Origin of the sequence: Cycloclasticus sp. (assembly GCA_040743155.1) — a bacterium.
Classification (GTDB): Bacteria; Pseudomonadota; Gammaproteobacteria; order Methylococcales; family Cycloclasticaceae; genus Cycloclasticus.
Window position 1 is genome coordinate 65,441 of the sequence record JBFLJU010000001.1, and the last position, 17,453, is coordinate 82,893.

Below are 17,453 nucleotides of genomic sequence, written 5' to 3' on the forward strand. Positions count from 1 at the left end.
GGCTGTGTTTTTTTGCTAATCGTTTTTAGTCGCGATCGGCAATAGCGGTTACAGGACGTGGATCTGGTCCAGTGTAATCAGCGTTAGGTCGAATAATACGGTTGTTCGAGCGTTGTTCCATCACGTGAGCAGTCCAGCCGGTTACTCGTGACATGACGAAGATCGGCGTAAATAACTTTGTTGGAATGCCCATGAAGTTATAGGCTGAAGCATGGAAGAAATCGGCATTACAAAATAATTTCTTTTCACGCCACATCACTTCTTCACAGCGGACAGAGACGGGATAAAGCGTTGTATCGCCAACATCTTTGCCCAGCTTTTCTGACCATTTTTTGATTACAGCATTACGTGGGTCTGAGGTTGTGTAAACAGCATGACCAAAGCCCATGATTTTTTCTTTACGCGCTAGCATGCTCATCATTTTTTCTTCAGCTTCTTCAGCAGATGTCCAATCTTGGATCATATCCATCGCTGCTTCGTTTGCGCCGCCGTGTAATGGGCCGCGTAATGTGCCGATGGCAGCAGTAACACATGAATGAATGTCAGATAAGGTTGAAGCACATACACGAGCAGTAAAGGTTGATGCGTTAAACTCATGCTCTGCGTATAAAATAAGCGAAGCACTCATCACTGTTTTGTGCAATTCATTTGGTTTTTCGCCGCGCAACATATGCAAGAAATGACCACCAACTGATTCGTCATCTGTTTCAGTTTCAATGCGTACGCCTTCATGAGTGAATTTGTACCAGTAGCAAATGATTGACGGGAAAACAGCAATCATGCGATCGATTTTGTCTGTTTGCTCAGAGAAGTCTTGCTCTTCTTCTAAGTTACCTAGCATTGAGCAACCGGTACGAATAACGTCCATTGGGTGCGCTTCAGCAGGAATGTTTTCTAGGACAGTTTTTAATGCTGCTGGTAAGCCACGTAGAGTCTTTAATTTAGCAACGTATGTGTCTAGCTCTCCTTGATTTGGAAGTTTGTCGTACGCTAATAGGTACGCCACTTCTTCAAATGAAGAGTTTTCTGCAAGGTCTGTCATGTCGTAGCCACGGTATGTTAAACCAGTGCCCGATTTGCCTACCGTACATAAAGCCGTTTCGCCTGCTGATTGACCGCGAAGACCTGCTCCGCCAACTTTCTTTTCAGCCATTATTTTTTCTCCTTAGAAAATAGCGCGTCTAATTTTTGCTCGTATTCGTGGTAGCCCAATACGTCGTAAAGTTCCATACGTGTTTGCATGGTGTCTACAACATTAACTTGCGTGCCTTCTTTACGAATAGTTTCGTATACGTTTAACGCAGCGTTGCTCATTGCACGGAATGCAGATAATGGGTAAAGCACCATGCTTGCGCCGGCATCACCCAATTCTGTTGTTGTGAAATAAGGCGTTTGACCAAATTCTGTAATGTTAGCAAGAACAGGTACGTCTACAGCGGCTGTAAATGCGCGATAGTCGTCTAACTCGTAAACGGCTTCAGCAAAAATCATATCTGCGCCCGCTTCAACGTATGCACAAGCGCGGTCGATAGCAGCTTGTTGGCCTTCGCTGTTGTAAGCATCAGTACGTGCCATTAGAACGAAGTCAGAATCAGTTTTAGCATCGGCTGCTGCTTTAACGCGATCAACCATTTCTTCTTTAGTCACTAGCTCTTTGTTTGGACGGTGTCCGCAACGCTTCGCAGCCACTTGATCTTCAATATGAACCGCAGCAACGCCAGCACGTTCAAATTCTTTAATGGTGCGGGCGATGCTGAAAGCGCTGCCCCAGCCTGTGTCGATATCCACTAAAAGAGGCACGTCAGTTGCAGCAGTAATGCGGCTAGCATCTGTTAGTACATCATTTAACGTTGTTACGCCTAAGTCAGGTAAGCCGAAAGAGGTATTAGCAACGCCGCCGCCAGATAGATAAATAGCTTTGTAGCCCGTTTTTTCAGCGAGTAAAGCTGCGTAAGCATTGATAGTGCCCATGATTTGTAGCGGTTTTTCTTCGGCCATCGCTTCACGGAAGCGTAGGCCTGCTGATTTAATAGTACTCATCTAATATGTGCTCCTAAATTAGATTAATTAAACGCTTTTTGGATAACCAAGCGTTTTAAGGTTTTCGGCGATTTCGCCTAAAGTCGTTGGGTCGTCAATAGTGGCCGGTACTTTATGTTCCACGCCGTCGGCCATGCTGCGCATCGTGCCACGCAATATCTTGCCAGAGCGTGTTTTAGGAAGGCGCTTGACAACGGTTGCCATCTTAAAGGCGGCAACGGGGCCGATTTTTTCGCGAATCAACGCGACAAGTTCTGTCACCACGTCGTCGTCATCGCGGTTAGCGCCAGACTGTAAAACAGCAAAGCCCATGGGTGATTGACCTTTGAGTTTATCTGCTACGCCGATAACGGCACACTCGGCCACATCGGGATGTGCGGCAATCACTTCTTCCATTGCGCCGGTTGAAAGTCTATGGCCTGCAACGTTAATCACATCATCGGTACGGCCCATAATGTAGACGTAACCGTCTTCGTCTTGGTAGCCAGCGTCTCCGGTTTCGTAATAGCCCTTGAATGTTTCTAAATATGAGCTAAAGAAACGTTCGTCATTTTGCCATAAGGTTGGGAAAGTGCCCGGAGGAAGCGGTAGTTTAATAGCAATAGCGCCCATTTCGCCTGCAGCAACTTGTTGTCCTGCTTCGTCGAGGAACTGAATATCGTAGCCTGGTACTGCTTTGGTGGGTGAGCCGGGTTTAACTGCAAATTCTTCAAGGCCTAAACAGTTAGATGCAATTGCCCAGCCGGTTTCTGTTTGCCACCAATGATCAACCACGGGTACTTGAATCTTGTCTTGCGCCCAAAACAATGTGTCGGGATCGCAGCGTTCACCTGCGAGGAATAGGGCGCGCATGCATGACATGTCGTACTTCTTAATGTAGTCGCAGTTAGGGTCTTCTTTTCTAATGGCTCTAAGCGCGGTTGGGGCGGTAAACAATGAGGCTACTTTATATTCAGAGATAATGCGCCAGAATGCACCTGGGTCGGGTGTGCCGATGGGTTTGCCTTCGAAAATAACAGTTGTGGAGCCGTTTAGTAAAGGCCCATAACAAATATATGAATGACCAACCACCCAGCCGATATCTGATGCGGCCCAAAATACCTCGCCAGGTTTGATATTGTAGAGATTTTTCATCGTCCACATCATGGCAACTGCGTGGCCACCGTTGTCACGAACCACACCTTTTGGTTGACCAGTTGTGCCAGAGGTATAAAGAATATAAAGCGGGTCAGTTGCTTCCACAGAAATACAATCAGCCGGCGTTGCATCAGCAACCGCGTTAGTCCAGTCGACGTCGCGGCCTTCTTGCATGCTCGCCGTTGCTTGAGGGCGTTGCAGAATAACTGTGTTTGTCGGTTTGTGGGTCGACAGTTCGATCGCGCCATCAAGTAATGGCTTGTACTCAATAACACGACTACCTTCGATGCCACAGGACGTTGAAAGAATAACTTTAGGTTTCGCATCGTTAATGCGCGTCGCTAATTCAGTCGCAGCAAAACCTCCAAATACGACGGAATGAACCGCGCCGATTCGTGCGCAAGCCAACATAGCCATGACGCCTTGAGGAATCATTGGCATGTAAATTAATACGCGATCACCCTTGGTGACACCAAGGTCGACTAAAACGCCGGCGAGTTTTGAAACTTCGTCTAGGAGCTCTTGGTAGCTATAGGTTTTTTTTGTTTCGGTGACAGGGCTGTCGTAGATTAAGGCGGCTTGTTCTGCTCGGCCATTTTTTACGTGGCGATCTAGAGCGTTATAGCAGGTATTCAGTTTGGCACCAGAGAACCAACGGTATATGGGGGCCTCTGAATCATCTAACACCTTATCCCAAGGCTGATCCCAATCAATCGCTTCAGCGGCCTTTGCCCAAAAAACATCTGGTTGATTCAGTGACTGCTCGTACTGCTCTAAATATTGACCCATTTATTTCTCCTCAAGGTTAGCGACAATTTATTATTTTGTATGTTGAATCGCTCGTTAAAAGCGAGTAATACTACTATTTTTGGGTGTTTTTTTCAACCCACACCCTCAGGCCTTGGACGATCAGGAGCATGTCTAGCGTTAGAATTTCCAATATTTTTTCTGCCTCAAGTGAGCAGCCAGTAGCCAAAACTTCCTCGATGAAATAGCGTTCTATTTGATTTGATAGCGCATCGCTAGTGGGGGACTCTGTTGCGAGCTTGGCAAATACGTTTATACGATGTCGTAGTGCAGTCGCTAGCGGCTTTAAGTTCTCTACCATACAAAAATGGGTGAGGTAGGCGCGTTCGCACTGAGTGGCCATTAGCTTATCAATAGAAATTAGCCAGTCAGTCGGGTTGAAATCAACCGGTGATGATGGCGGAAAAATGAAGGGTTGGCCATCGACGGTGAGTTCTGGGTAGGCAACGCCAAATGTATCCCCAGTAAACATGCCTTTGCTCGTCGTATCGATGATGCAAAAGTGATGTTTGGCGTGCCCCGGTGTGTCGATGAAGGAGAGTTCTCTTCCTTGAAAGTTTAACCTAAATCCATCAGCTGCCTCAGTCACGCGTTTTTCATCAATGGGGATGAGGTCGCCGTATTGTTTTTTGAACTCGGCATCGCCATATACTGCCGATGCGCCGGCTTGAAGTCTGCTGGGGTCGATCATATGACGCGCGCCGCGTGGGTGAATAATCAGCTGGGCATTACGGCACAGTTGCATGAGCTTGCCTGCGCCGCCGGCGTGGTCTAAATGTACGTGGGTGGGGATAACGAAATCAACGTTTTCGGTGGGTATGTTTTTGATATCGAGAATTTCCAATAGCAGCGGCACGGTGAAATTTGTGCCGACGTCGATAAAGGCGGCGTGGCCATTTTGCTCGATCAGATAACAGCTAGCTAAGCCAGGTCGGATATACTGAGAATCGATGCAGCTAACACCATGGCCTAGGTCTTTGTAAATAAGTTTGCTCATGTTTTTGGGGTATTGTTTGACAGAACCTTTATGTTAAACTCAAAAACCGGTGTTTTAAATTAAAATTGCTTGCAAAGATTAAGTTGAGACGTATGGCCAGGGGTTTTACATAAAAGAATTAAATATAATGAGGAGTTGTAAATGGAACTAAGCAGATTAAAGTCAGCCTTTATGGTCTGTTTTGCCAGCACCGTACTAACGGTCAGTGTGGCAAATGCAGGCGTGACCGATGAAGATATTTTAAATGATGCCGCAAACACAGAAAATGTTGTGTCTTATGGCATTGGTACAAAAGCACAGCGTTATAGTCCGTTGGCGAAAGTAAATGTGGAGACGGTTAAAGACTTGGTACCTGCATGGTCTTTTTCTTTCGGTGGTGAAAAGCAAAGGGGGCAAGAAGCACAGCCTGTTATTTATAACGGTCGAATTTTTGTAACCGCATCATATTCTCGTTTGTTTGCTGTTGACGCAAGGACTGGGCAAGAACTTTGGGAATACAATCATCGTCTTCCAGATGGCATCCTTCCTTGTTGTGACGTGATTAACCGAGGTGCAGCTCTATACGGCGATTTGGTTATCTTCGGTACCCTGGACGCAAAAATTGTTGCGTTAAACCAAGAAACGGGCAAAGTGGTTTGGAAGAAGAAAGTCGATGATTACAAAGCGGGCTATTCGTTAACAGCGGCGCCGATTATTGCCAATGGGAAAGTCATCACGGGTGTTTCTGGTGGTGAATTTGGTGTTGTTGGTCGTGTAGAAGCGCGTGATGCACTAACGGGTGCGATGGTTTGGTCTCGTCCGGTTATCGAAGGGCATATGGGTTACAAGTATGGCCCTGGTGTGAAACAAAAAAGCGGTAAATACAAAGACGGTGAGAAAGTCGAGAATGGTATTACTGGTACACGTGGAGCCTCTTGGCCTGGTGATATGTGGAAAACAGGTGGTTCTGCCACTTGGTTAGGTGGAACGTATGACGCCGAAGTAGGTTTGTTGTTCTTTGGAACGGGTAACCCCGCACCATGGAATGCTCATTTACGTCCAGGCGATAACTTGTATTCATCTTCAACCGTGGCGATTGATCCTGAAACTGGGAAGATGGTTTGGCACTATCAGTCAACACCCAATGAAGCTTGGGATTTTGATGGCGTGAATGAATTCGTTTCTTTCGACCTTAAAAAAGACGGTGAAATTATTAAAGCGGGTGCGAAAGCCGACCGGAATGGTTTTTTCTACGTGATTAACCGTACTAACGGTAAATTAATTTCAGCCAACCCATTTATTACACGTCAAGATTGGACCACGGGTGTGGATCTTAAAACGGGCCGTCCAATTGAAACACCTAATGCGCGACCAGGTGACCCTGCAAAAGCGGAAGGTAAAAAAGGTTCAGCTGTCTTTGCTGTTCCATCTTTCCTCGGTGGTAAAAACTGGATGCCAATGGCATATAGTCCTAAAACGGATCTGTTCTATGTTCCTTCGAATGAGTGGGGAATGGACCTTTGGAATGAGCCGGTCACTTATAAAAAAGGTGCGGCGTACATGGGAGCTGGTTTTACGATCAAACCTCTTTATGAAGATTATATCGGCGCACTGCGAGCGATTGACCCTAAAACCGGAAAATGGATTTGGGAATATAAAAACTATGCACCTTTATGGGGTGGCGTATTAACAACAGGTGGTGATTTGGTTTTCTTTGGAACACCAGAAGGTTACTTGAATGCGTTAGATGCTAAAACGGGTGAGTTGCTTTGGAGATTCCAAACTGGTTCGGGTATCGTTGGTATTCCTGTGACTTGGGAAATGGACGGTGAGCAATATATCGCTGTTCCCTCTGGCTGGGGTGGTGCTGTTCCTTTATGGGGCGGCGATGTCGCAAAGCGCATCAAAACTCTTAACCAAGGCGGTTCATTGTGGGTGTTTAAGCTTCATAAAAGTTAAACGAACTACATTTAGAGAAAAGGCCAGACTTTCTGGCCTTTTTTTGCCTTTAAAAGGTGGCCGCATTGATTTGATCTGTTGGCCACGGCATTAAAATACAGAAATTGGAGTAAGCATGGCAGTTTATAAATCCCCAGTACGAGATATGGCGTTTGTTCTTAATGAAATTATCAACGTCGGATCCTTAACTGATATTGAGAAATTTGAAGACGCAACTGACGACATCATCACCGGCGTACTTGATGAGGCAGCAAAGCAAATTGATAACACCATTGGTGTGTTAAATGAGTCTGGCGATTCTGAAGGCGCATCTTTGAAAGCAGGTGAGGTGACAACACCTGCCGGTTTTAAAGAAGCGTATGCAGCATACGCAGAAAGCGGTTGGATTGGCTTAGATAAAGACGTTGAGTTTGATGGCCAAGGCTTGCCATATGTTCTGGCCACGGCGGTTACTGACATGTTGTCGGGTGCAAATGCAGCTTTTTCGTTATACCCAGGCTTGAGTAATGGTGCTTATGAAGCGTTGAAAGCGCACGGTACTCAAGAGCAAAAAGAAACGTATATGAGTCACTTAAGCCTTGGCGATTGGAGTGGCACGATGTGCTTAACAGAGCCAGGAGCAGGTAGTGATCTTGGGCAAGTAAGAACAAAAGCCGTACCACAAGACGACGGTAGTTATTTAGTCGAGGGTAATAAGATTTTTATTACCGCAGGGGAACACGATCTAACAGATAATATTATTCATTTGGTATTAGCTAGAACACCGGGAGCGCCAGAAGGTATTCGCGGTATTAGTATGTTTGTTGTACCCAAGTTTTTGATTAATGAAGATGGTTCGTTGGGTGCGCGTAATGAAGTGGAATGCGCAAACATCGAAGAAAAAATGGGTATTCATGGTTCATGTACGTGCGTTTTAAACTTTACCGACGCAAAAGGCTATTTGGTGGGTGAGTTAAACAAGGGTATTCAAAACATGTTTGTGATGATGAATGCAGCTCGCTTAATGGTCGGCTTGCAGGGCTTGGGTGTGGCAGAACGTGCAACACAAAATGCTATCACGTATGCAAAAGACCGCAAGCAAGGGCGTCCTTTAACCCGGAAAGCGGAATCTTCTTTTGATAGTGACACTATTATTGTCCACCCAGATGTGCGCCGAATGTTGTTAACCATGAAAGCATTGACGGAAGGCTGTCGGATGATGGCGTATGACACGGCAAAGCACGTTGATTTATCTGAGAACCACCCTGATGATGCGCTTCGTAGCGCGTCTAAAGCACGGGTCGATCTTATGACGCCGGTCTGTAAAGCATTTATTACGGATACGGGTGTGGAAGTGTCTGGTCTAGGCGTGCAAGTGTATGGTGGTCATGGGTATATCAGTGAGCATGGTATGGAGCAGAATATGCGCGATAGCAAAATCTTCTGTATCTATGAAGGCACGAACGGTATTCAAGCAATGGATTTGATTGGCCGTAAACTCTCAATGAATAACGGACAGCTACCAAACGACTTTTTTGCAGATGTGAAAAGTGAGTTGGCGTCAGCGGAACAAGGCATGGACTTTATTGCGAAGCCATTAACGTCAGCTCTTGCCGCCTTAGAAGAGGCGACGAGTTGGTTAGTCCAGTCAAAAGAAAATAATCCGAACGATTCAGCGGCCGCTGCGGTTGATTACTTACAGATTTTTGGTTTGGTAACGTTGGGTTATTATTGGTTACGCGCCGCTAAGGTGGCGAGTGCAAAAGAAGGTGTTTTTTATCAAGGAAAGTTAGCAACGGCCAAGTTCTTTGCAACTAAGCTATTGCCGCGTGTGCACGGTTTGGTGCCAGTTGTAATGGCCGGTGGTGACTGTGTTATGGATCCGGATGAAGATCTTATCATCTAGTCTTATCGCAACAGTTTGACCGTCATAAAAACCCCGCTGTTGAGCGGGGTTTTTGTTTTTTAAGGACGAGTCGCGTGTTAATATTTAGAAAGAATAATAATTAGGTTATTGCCAAATGAATTTTTTTGATATGTCGCTGGATAAAAATCCGGCTAACTATGTATCACTTTCCCCGCTTACTTTTTTAAAAAGAGCCGCCGACGTTTACCCAAATAAAATTGCATGTGTCCATGGTGATCAACGTATTACGTGGGCAGAAACCTACCTTCGTTGCGTCAAACTGGCTTCCGCCTTATCTGCCAGAGGGATAAAAAAGGGCGATACCGTTTCAGCAATGCTACCGAACATCCCGGCTATGTTTGAGCTACATTTTGCCGTGCCTATGATCGGTGCGGTGCTGCACTCCATTAACACGCGTTTAGATGTCGAGTCGGTCGCTTTTCAGCTAGACCATGCTGAAAGTAAAGCTATCTTTATCGATAGTGAGTTTTCTCAGGTGATGGACGCGGCTGTGAAAAAGGCGGAAACACTGCCATTAGTTGTTGATGTTGAAGACCTAACATTTAATGCAAATAACCCCGTTGGTGAGCTTGAGTACGAATTGCTCATTAAAGAAGGTAACGAGGATTTTGAATGGGCTCTACCGGACGATGAGTGGCAATCTATTACACTGAATTACACCTCCGGAACCACTGGCAATCCAAAAGGCGTGGTGTATCACCATCGCGGTGCCTACCTAAATGCTATCAGTAATGTTATTACGTGGGATATGGGGAATCACCCTACTTACCTTTGGACATTACCAATGTTTCATTGCAATGGCTGGTGCTTTCCATGGAGTGTTGCGGCATCGGCGGGTACCAATGTATGCCTACGTAGCGTGCTGCCCAAGACAATTTTCAAACTCATTAAATCTGAAAAGGTAGATCATTTTTGTGGTGCACCAACCGTTTTAACGATGTTAATTAATACCCCTGAGAAGCACAAGCAGGGTATTGAACACAATGTAAAAGTAATGACCGCTGGAGCAGCGCCACCGGCAGCTGTTATTCAACGCATGGAAGAGATGGGTTTTAGTGTGACGCATGTTTATGGGTTAACAGAAACTTATGGCCCTTGCACGGTGTGTGCTTGGCACGATGAGTGGGATGAGCTGTCGGCTGACGAGCAGTCTGTTCTTAGAGCGCGGCAGGGTGTGCGTAGTGCGATGTTAGAAGACTTGATGGTCGCTGATCCTGAAACACTTGAGCCTATGCCGAAAGATGGTGTGAGCATGGGCGAGATCTTTATGCGTGGTAATAATGTTATGAAGGGCTACTTAAAAAACCCGGCTGCTTCAGAGGAGGCTTTTAAAGGAGGCTGGTTTCATTCAGGCGATTTGGCGGTTTGGCATGAAGATGGCTATATCGATATTAAGGATCGATCAAAAGATATCATTATTTCAGGTGGCGAGAACATCTCAACGTTAGAGGTGGAATCTGTTTTATATCGTCACCCTTCTATTTTAGAGGCAGCCGTTGTCGCAAAGCGTGATGATGTTTGGGGTGAGAAGCCGTGTGCATTCGTTACCTTAAAAGAGGGTGAGGTGGTAACAGAAAAGGACATAGTGGCCTTCTGTCGTGAAAATTTAGCCCATTATAAAGCACCCAAACTTATCGTGTTCGGAGCGTTGCCGAAAACATCAACGGGGAAAATTCAGAAGTTTATATTAAGGGACCGGGCAAACGAGATTTAGCTAAGCGATAATATCGTTGCTAATGTTTGATACAGATGAGCAGCCAGCGAGGGCCATTGCGAGTTCGAGTTCGGATTGTAGAATGTTGAGGACGTCTTCGACACCTTGTTGGCCTGAATGACTTAAGCCCCAAATAACCGGACGACCGATTCCAGTACATTGGGCACCAAGAGCGAGTGCTTTTAAAATATCGCTGCCTCTGCGGATGCCGCCATCTAAAATGATGGGTATTTGTTGGTTGACGGCTGTTGAAATCGCAGGCAGCGCATTAATACTCGCAATGCTGCCATCCAGTTGGCGGCCGCCATGGTTTGATACGATGATGCCATCAATGCCATGTTCAACGGCTAGTTTGGCATCTTGTGGGTGCAAAATACCTTTCAAATAAACGGGCATGTTTGCGTGTTCTTTAATCCAGCCGATGTCTCTCCAAGTTAAGCTCTTGTCGATTAGGTTTTCAAAATAATGGGCAAGGCCAGAGTGCCCGTGTTTGTTTGGTAATTGCGAATGCTCTAATGCGTGTAGGTTGCTCATTTTGAGGTGTGACGGCAATTGAAATTGGTTTCTAACATCTCGTTCACGGCGACCTAAAAAGGGGGCGTCGACAGTAATAACGAGCGCTTGGCAACCAGCATTTTTTGCGCGTTCAATGAGTGCTAATGTGGCTTGTTTATCCTTATACACATACAGTTGAAACCAAACGGGTGAGTTTGTCGCAGCGGTTATATCCTCAATAGGGTGATTCGACATGGTGCTGCAAATCATAATTGTGCTTGAGTTATTTGCGGCTCTAGCAACAGCTAACTCGCCGTCAGGGTGTGCCATGCCTAAAAAAGCTGTCGGTGAAATAATTAAGGGTGATGGTAGGGAGTTCCCAGCAAGTTCTATGGAGCTGTTTAACTGGCTAACATCCTTTAATACACGCGGTAAAAATTTAATACGTTGGTATGCGTCAATGTTGTCGGCCAGCGTATGCTCACCCATCGAGCCACTTTGATAGTAGTCATTAGCTTGGGGCTCTAGGAGTAATTGGCTTGCTTTCTCGTAATCAAATACATTTAATGGTTGTTTAGCTATGGTCATACGAGTTCTCGGTGAGTGTAGGTGGTTTTAATTAATGTAAAGAAAATATGGCTGAAATAATACCCTTTAAGAGGAAAAAGCTGTCGGAAAGGCATAGAGGAGATACTTTGTGTCGAAATGGTCATCATCTTTGGAAGGCCGATAAACAGCAAAAATTTGACGTTAAGCAAGGAAAATTAGTAACGCTGTACAAGTGTAAGCGCTGTGGTGACATCAAGCGAAAGCTGACATAACTCATATTTATGATTCACCAATATTTTTCAGGTAGGTGGCTGCGTTACAATGGCAAAGTTGAGATTTAATACCTTTAAAAGATGGAGTAAGTAATGAGAAGAATTAAGAATTTAGCGGCGGTTTTAGTGGCAACAATATTGGTAACAGGTTGTGCTTCTGTTAAAACAGATAGCTGGCAGAGCTGTGCAGTGGCCGGTGCTGCAATAGGTGGTGCGGCGGGTGGTTTTGGCGATGATCATGATAGGTCTGACCTGATTGTTAGTGCTATTGGCGGCGCAATCATTGGTGGTACGGTTTGTGCCCTGATGGCTGAAGATGAGGTGGTCGCACCAACAGATGGCGACGGCGATGGTGTGGCAGATAGCGCTGATGAATGTCCAACAACGGCTGAGGGCGTTGCAGTGGATAGCAAAGGTTGTGCTTTAGATGGTGATAACGATGGTGTTGCAGATTATAAAGACCAGTGCCCACATTCTGTAGCGGGTGCTGTAGTGAACGATTTAGGTTGTGTCAAACCCCTCGTGTTAGACGGTGTTAACTTTCACACGGACTCTGCTGAATTAACTGAGGCGGCAAAAGCTATATTGACTCCAATAGCAATGGCTCACCACACGCACCATAATGATGTGGATTTGCTGATTAGTGGGCATACGGATTCGCAAGGCTCAGCGGCGTATAACCAATTGTTATCTCAAAAACGTGCACAAGCGGTTGTGGCTTTTATGGTTGAGCATGGCTGTGATGCGGCGAGATTGACTGCGGTTGGTTATGGTGAAAGCCAAGCAGTTGCAGATAATGCGACTAAAGAAGGTCGTGCTAAAAATCGTCGTGTTGAGTTAAGCGTGAAATAAGAAAAACACTTAAAAGTACGCGGTTAAAAAAACGGGGCTTGCCCCGTTTTTTTGTGAGTACTGTTGAATAGATAGGGGAAGTGCTAAGAGAGGTCAGCAGGTGGTTCGGTGATGGGTAGAACAGCTTGAAGTTATTGATCTTTATCTTGTTTAGGTTAGAATCGTCGAGTAGGGATAAAAATTTAGAACTTAAACGGAGAGAATGATGAGAATTTACAAAAAACTGACTGCAATGTTGGCAGCAGCAATGTTAGTAACAGGCTGTGCAACTGTTGAAACAGAAAGTTGGCAAAATTGTGCGATTGGCGGTGCCTTACTAGGCGGTGCCGCGGGTGCATTTGTTGAGGGTGCAACAGAAGTGGCAGTTGGAGCAGTTGTTGGTGGTACTATCGGTGGTTTGATTTGTGGGGATGCGGCTGAAGCAGTGGCACCTGGAGCTGAGCCAGATACGGATAGTGACGGGGTCGTAGATAGCCGTGATGAATGTCCAAATACACCTGTAGGGGCAACGGTTGACATGAAAGGTTGTACGTCAGATTCAGATGGTGATGGCGTTGCTGATTATAAAGATCAGTGTCCTAACTCGGTGCCGGGTGCAAAAGTTAATGCATTAGGCTGTGCCGAAGCGCTTGTGTTAGACGGTGTTAATTTCCATACGGCGTCAGCGGAGCTTACGGATTCTGCGAAGGCTATTTTGCTTCCAATTGCTAGAGCCCATCACATGCATCATGCAGACGTGAGTTTAGTTATTGATGGGCATACCGATTCGCAAGGATCAGATGCCTATAACCAAGATTTATCTGAAAGGCGTGCAGCAGCGGTTCGCTCCTTTATGATTACGCATGGCTGTGACGCTGATAAACTGTCAACGGCTGGTTATGGCGAAAGTAAAGCAATAGCGGATAATGACACATCAGAAGGCCGTGCTAAGAACCGTCGTGTTGAGATGAGTGTTAACGAATAACGCGTAGCACAATATAGAAAGTAGGTGCCGGTCAGCTAAGCATTGATCTGGTACTTAATGTTTGAAAAAGAGTAGCCTAATAGGCTGCTCTTTTTTTTGGAAGCTCATGAGCCGATGAATTGGCCGCCATTATGTCGGCGATAACTTGCTGAACCATTAGTAGCGCAGTTCCCCAAGGCTAGCGGTTAGCTTTATTTACTGTAGGGTGCGACAATTTGTCACATTCTAATTAGTACATAAGTCGGTAGGATTGCTTAGTTATAAAAAATAAAAAAGGATTTTATGAAGCATCTTAAGTTAAGTTTATTGTCCGCCGCGATGATGTCGCTGTCAGTTAATGCCGCAGATTACACTAATCAAACCATTATTGTTGAAGGTAGCCTAATGCGGCCAGGTACGTTTGGTATTGCTCCAGACTCTTTAGCGTTAAAAGATACGGCCTCTTTATTAAAACGTATCCCAGGTGCCAACGTTAACCGTAATGGCCCGTTGACAGGTATAGCCTCTTATCGTGGCCAATTTGGTAGTCGAGTAAACTCTGTGGTCGACGGGATGTCTTGGAAGGAAGTTGGCCCGAACAGCATGGATCCCCCGTTAAGCCATATTCCAGCTGCGTTAACTGATAACTTAACTGTGTATAGAGGGATTGCGCCTATTAGTAGCGGCATTGAAACCATTGGCGGCACAATGATCGCAGAATCTCGTAAAAGTAAATTCACGGACAGTAGTGAATTTGAACTTCATGGCTTAGCTTCTTTAGGCTATAGCGAAGCGGATAATGGTTTAACCAGTAGTGTGCTGGCTAGCTATGCGAATGACAGTCATCGATTTCACGCGAGTATGAGCCAAGAGCAAGGCGATGACTATGAGTTTGATGGCAGCAAATCAGTTGACCCAAGCCAGTATGATCGTGATGCCTACACCGTTGGGTATGGTGCAAAACTTGGTGCACATGAATTAGGGTTTAACTACAGTAATAACGATACAGGTCATACAGGTTCGCCCTCGTTACCGATGGATATTATTTGGGTGAGAGGCGGCATATTCTCAGCTGATTACAATATTCAGCTTGGAGATTCGCGCTCACTGGAAGTGTCTTACTATTATCAAGATATGCGCCATTTGATGAATAACTTCACATTGCGTACAGCTGGCATGGTTATGCAGAATTTAACTACAGTTGATGGCGGTGGCTTATCGGCTGTTTATCAGGTGCCATTATCTGGTGGTGAATTAAGTTTAGGTCTTGAAGGGGATCTGTCGACACATGATGCAACGGTGACAATGTTCGGCATGATGGATATGGATACGACGATATTCAAGGGTGCTGAGCGTAATCGGTACAGTGTTTTTGGTGAATGGAAGGGTGTTGTTCAACAAGGACTAGAACTGGAGATGGGTCTACGATATACGCAGGTGGAGATGGATTCAGATGAGGTTAGTTCTGATATGGGAATGTTGAGCGGTTTGGTTTCAAGTTTTAATGCCAGTGACTTGTCCCAAACAGACCACAACTGGGACTTTGATGCCATCTTAAGGAAGACGCTATCAAGCGAATTAACAGCAGAAATTGGGTTTGCACGAAAAACACGTTCGCCATCATATCAAGAGCGCTATTTGTGGAGTGCTCAAGAAGCAACGGGAGGATTGGCTGATAACAGAACCTATATTGGTGACGTGAACTTAGACCCAGAGACAGCGTATCAATTTGAAGCGGGCTTGGAGTATGCCGCCAATGGTTTTTATGTTGCGCCGCGGGCATTTTATCACCGCGTAAATGACTATATCCAAGGCAAAGAAATTTTTGGAACGACAGCTAATATGGTGAAAGGGATGATGTCGGGTGATTCAATAGTCCTTCAGTTCACTAATGTAGACGCTGAGCTTTATGGTATGGATGTTGAGTGGGGATACGAAATGAGCGGTGACTGGCGTTTAGACGGTACAGTGAGTTATGTGCGAGGTCGTCAGCGAGATAACGGCGGCGATAATCTTTACCGTATAGCACCGCTTAACGCACGTACGCAGCTAACGTATGCACAAGACAGCTGGTCTGTTGCAACAGAAGTTGAAATGTATTCTGCGCAAAATGATGTGGCTGATTATAACGGTGAGATGAAATCAGCGGGCTATGGTTTGCTTCACCTCCGTGGAGAAACTCAACCGATAGCGGGCTTGAATATTGGTTTGGGTGTGGAAAATGTTCTAGGTAAAGATTATGCGGACCATACCGCTGCCATCAATAGGGCGATGGGTTCTGATGTATCTACTGGCGATAAAGTGCCAGGGCAAGGCAGAAATGTATACATAACAGCCAGCTATGAGTGGTAAATAGCGGGTTCCAACTTCATTGATGGATGTGGAGAGCCCAAGTGAAAACTTGGGCTTTTTTGTGCGTAAATATTGCTGTAAGAATAAGCTTAAATGATACGGTCAACTGCTTCAAACTTAGGGTTGAAGCAGTAAAGTCATAGCTTGCGTGATATTTATCTTCATTAACCTAACTTTTGTTTGACGATGGAAAAAGATGATGTTTCTATAGAGGGTAAATACAGACTTTATTGGATGTTCGTTTTTTATAATTTAAAAGCAATTAAGGAGAGAGTATATGAAGATTGAAGCTGCGGTGGTTCGCGAGGGTAAAGGAGATTTCAAAATTGAAACTCTAGAGTTAGCAGAGCCATCTGATGATCAAATTTTAATTAAAATTGTGGGTGTGGGCTTGTGTCATACCGACTTAACCTGTCGTGATCAGCTTTATCCAGTGCCTCTGCCTATGGTGTTTGGTCATGAAGGCTCTGGTGTAGTAGAAAAAATTGGTAAAAATGTAACTAAGGTTGAGCCAGGTGATCACGTGGTTTTAACTTTTTATACCTGTGGTACATGCGATGCGTGTTTAACGGGTGACCCGACTAGTTGTGCAAACTCTTTTGGCCCTAATTTCATGGGACGTGCGGTGGATGGTAGCTGTACGATTCACGACCATGCTGGCGATGAAGTAGGTTGTAGCTTCTTTGGCCAGTCCTCATTTGCTAGCCATGCGCTTGCCTACGAGCGTAACACCGTTAAAGTACCTAAAGATGCTCCTCTTGAGCTGCTTGGCCCATTAGGTTGTGGTGTTCAAACAGGGGCGGGTTCAGTATTAAATGCGTTAAACCCACCAGCGGGTAGTGCTATTGCTGTTTTTGGTGCGGGCGCGGTTGGTCTGTCAGCAGTGATGGGCGCAGTTGTGGCAAATTGCACAACGATTATTTCAATTGATGTTAAAGAAAACCGTTTGGAGTTGGCTAAAGAACTAGGGGCGACACATACCATTAATGCAGCAGAAGTTGACCCAGTTGAAGAAATCCAAAAACTAACTGGCGGTGGCGGTATTGCTTATGTGCTTGAAACAAGTGGTGTTGCACCTGTTTTGAGTCAAGCAATCATGTCATCTTGCGTGGGCGGTGAAATTGGTATCGTGGGTGCGCCAGCGATGGGAACAACGGTTCCTCTGGATATTAACTTCATGTTATTTAACAGAAAATTACGTGGTATCGTTGAAGGTGAATCAAACTCTGACATCTTTATTCCGAGATTGATTAGTCTTTACCAGCAAGGTAAATTCCCGTTTGATAAATTAGTTAAGTTCTATGATCTTGACCAAATCAATGAAGCGGCGGCTGACTCAGAAAAAGGAACGACGCTTAAAGCGATTTTACGAATTAAGTAGTCAGTATTAAGTTGACGATTAAAACCGGAGCAGGTATTTGGCTCCGGTTTTTTTATGCCTATTACTTTTG

12 protein-coding genes are annotated in these 17,453 nt (G+C 45.4%); 7 read left to right on the forward strand and 5 right to left on the reverse strand.

The window, feature by feature from the left end; genetic code table 11:
- Positions 1-25: 25 nt before the first annotated feature.
- From prpC to AB1Y31_00335, 4 genes are all read right to left on the reverse strand, one after another.
- Positions 26-1,153 (reverse strand): 2-methylcitrate synthase, encoded by a 1,128-nt coding sequence (prpC, locus tag AB1Y31_00320; protein ID MEW4981608.1) that lies wholly within the window; start codon positions 1,151-1,153, stop codon positions 26-28.
- Positions 1,153-2,040 carry a methylisocitrate lyase gene (gene prpB / locus AB1Y31_00325; GenBank protein MEW4981609.1) on the reverse strand — a complete coding sequence of 296 codons (888 nt, stop codon included), beginning with the start codon at positions 2,038-2,040 and terminating at the stop codon, positions 1,153-1,155. The genes prpC and prpB overlap by 1 nt, the downstream gene beginning before the upstream one ends.
- Before the next feature lie 27 nt (positions 2,041-2,067).
- Complete coding sequence (locus tag AB1Y31_00330; protein MEW4981610.1) at positions 2,068-3,966, reverse strand: propionyl-CoA synthetase; 1,899 nt, start codon at positions 3,964-3,966, stop codon at positions 2,068-2,070.
- Between the two features lie 73 nt (positions 3,967-4,039).
- Positions 4,040-4,981, reverse strand: a complete 942-nt coding sequence (locus tag AB1Y31_00335; protein MEW4981611.1) for an MBL fold metallo-hydrolase — start codon at positions 4,979-4,981, stop codon at positions 4,040-4,042.
- 141 nt (positions 4,982-5,122) lie between these two features.
- Here AB1Y31_00335 and AB1Y31_00340 point away from each other — a divergent pair, with 141 nt between their 5' ends.
- The 3 genes from AB1Y31_00340 to AB1Y31_00350 all read left to right on the forward strand — a co-directional run bounded on the left by AB1Y31_00340 (position 5,123) and on the right by AB1Y31_00350 (position 10,539).
- Positions 5,123-6,919, forward strand: coding sequence for a methanol/ethanol family PQQ-dependent dehydrogenase (locus tag AB1Y31_00340; protein ID MEW4981612.1), 1,797 nt, complete (start codon positions 5,123-5,125; stop codon positions 6,917-6,919).
- 115 nt (positions 6,920-7,034) lie between these two features.
- The gene (locus AB1Y31_00345; protein MEW4981613.1) at positions 7,035-8,804 is read left to right on the forward strand and encodes an acyl-CoA dehydrogenase C-terminal domain-containing protein; all 1,770 of its coding nucleotides are present in this window, start codon (positions 7,035-7,037) and stop codon (positions 8,802-8,804) included.
- 115 nt (positions 8,805-8,919) lie between these two features.
- Positions 8,920-10,539 carry an acyl-CoA synthetase gene (locus AB1Y31_00350; protein MEW4981614.1) on the forward strand — a complete coding sequence of 540 codons (1,620 nt, stop codon included), beginning with the start codon at positions 8,920-8,922 and terminating at the stop codon, positions 10,537-10,539.
- Here AB1Y31_00350 and AB1Y31_00355 read toward each other — a convergent pair whose 3' ends face one another.
- Positions 10,540-11,622 carry an alpha-hydroxy acid oxidase gene (locus tag AB1Y31_00355; protein ID MEW4981615.1) on the reverse strand — a complete coding sequence of 361 codons (1,083 nt, stop codon included), beginning with the start codon at positions 11,620-11,622 and terminating at the stop codon, positions 10,540-10,542.
- A 326-nt stretch (positions 11,623-11,948) separates the two neighbouring features.
- Here AB1Y31_00355 and AB1Y31_00360 point away from each other — a divergent pair, with 326 nt between their 5' ends.
- The 4 genes from AB1Y31_00360 (at position 11,949) to AB1Y31_00375 (ending at position 17,383) form a co-directional block, all read left to right on the forward strand.
- Entirely contained in the window at positions 11,949-12,707 is a 759-nt protein-coding gene (locus tag AB1Y31_00360; protein MEW4981616.1) for an OmpA family protein, read from the forward strand.
- Between the two features lie 202 nt (positions 12,708-12,909).
- A complete protein-coding gene (locus tag AB1Y31_00365; GenBank protein ID MEW4981617.1) occupies positions 12,910-13,671 on the forward strand; it encodes an OmpA family protein in 762 nt (253 codons plus the stop codon).
- Between the two features lie 282 nt (positions 13,672-13,953).
- Positions 13,954-16,002 (forward strand): TonB-dependent receptor, encoded by a 2,049-nt coding sequence (locus AB1Y31_00370; protein MEW4981618.1) that lies wholly within the window; start codon positions 13,954-13,956, stop codon positions 16,000-16,002.
- A 277-nt stretch (positions 16,003-16,279) separates the two neighbouring features.
- On the forward strand, positions 16,280-17,383 hold the full coding sequence (locus AB1Y31_00375) for an NAD(P)-dependent alcohol dehydrogenase (GenBank protein ID MEW4981619.1): 1,104 nt from the start codon (positions 16,280-16,282) through the stop codon (positions 17,381-17,383).
- Positions 17,384-17,453 lie beyond the last annotated feature (70 nt).

Bases quoted from the DNA above. Each gene is read 5' to 3' on its own strand.
- prpC (MEW4981608.1), bottom strand. From the start codon at position 1,153: ATGGCTGAAAAGAAAGTTGGCGGAGCAGGTCTTCGCGGTCAATCAGCA.
- prpB (MEW4981609.1), bottom strand. From the start codon at position 2,040: ATGAGTACTATTAAATCAGCAGGCCTACGCTTCCGTGAAGCGATGGCC.
- AB1Y31_00330 (MEW4981610.1), bottom strand. From the start codon at position 3,966: ATGGGTCAATATTTAGAGCAGTACGAGCAGTCACTGAATCAACCAGAT.
- AB1Y31_00335 (MEW4981611.1), bottom strand. From the start codon at position 4,981: ATGAGCAAACTTATTTACAAAGACCTAGGCCATGGTGTTAGCTGCATC.
- AB1Y31_00340 (MEW4981612.1), top strand. From the start codon at position 5,123: ATGGAACTAAGCAGATTAAAGTCAGCCTTTATGGTCTGTTTTGCCAGC.
- AB1Y31_00345 (MEW4981613.1), top strand. From the start codon at position 7,035: ATGGCAGTTTATAAATCCCCAGTACGAGATATGGCGTTTGTTCTTAAT.
- AB1Y31_00350 (MEW4981614.1), top strand. From the start codon at position 8,920: ATGAATTTTTTTGATATGTCGCTGGATAAAAATCCGGCTAACTATGTA.
- AB1Y31_00355 (MEW4981615.1), bottom strand. From the start codon at position 11,622: ATGACCATAGCTAAACAACCATTAAATGTATTTGATTACGAGAAAGCA.
- AB1Y31_00360 (MEW4981616.1), top strand. From the start codon at position 11,949: ATGAGAAGAATTAAGAATTTAGCGGCGGTTTTAGTGGCAACAATATTG.
- AB1Y31_00365 (MEW4981617.1), top strand. From the start codon at position 12,910: ATGATGAGAATTTACAAAAAACTGACTGCAATGTTGGCAGCAGCAATG.
- AB1Y31_00370 (MEW4981618.1), top strand. From the start codon at position 13,954: ATGAAGCATCTTAAGTTAAGTTTATTGTCCGCCGCGATGATGTCGCTG.
- AB1Y31_00375 (MEW4981619.1), top strand. From the start codon at position 16,280: ATGAAGATTGAAGCTGCGGTGGTTCGCGAGGGTAAAGGAGATTTCAAA.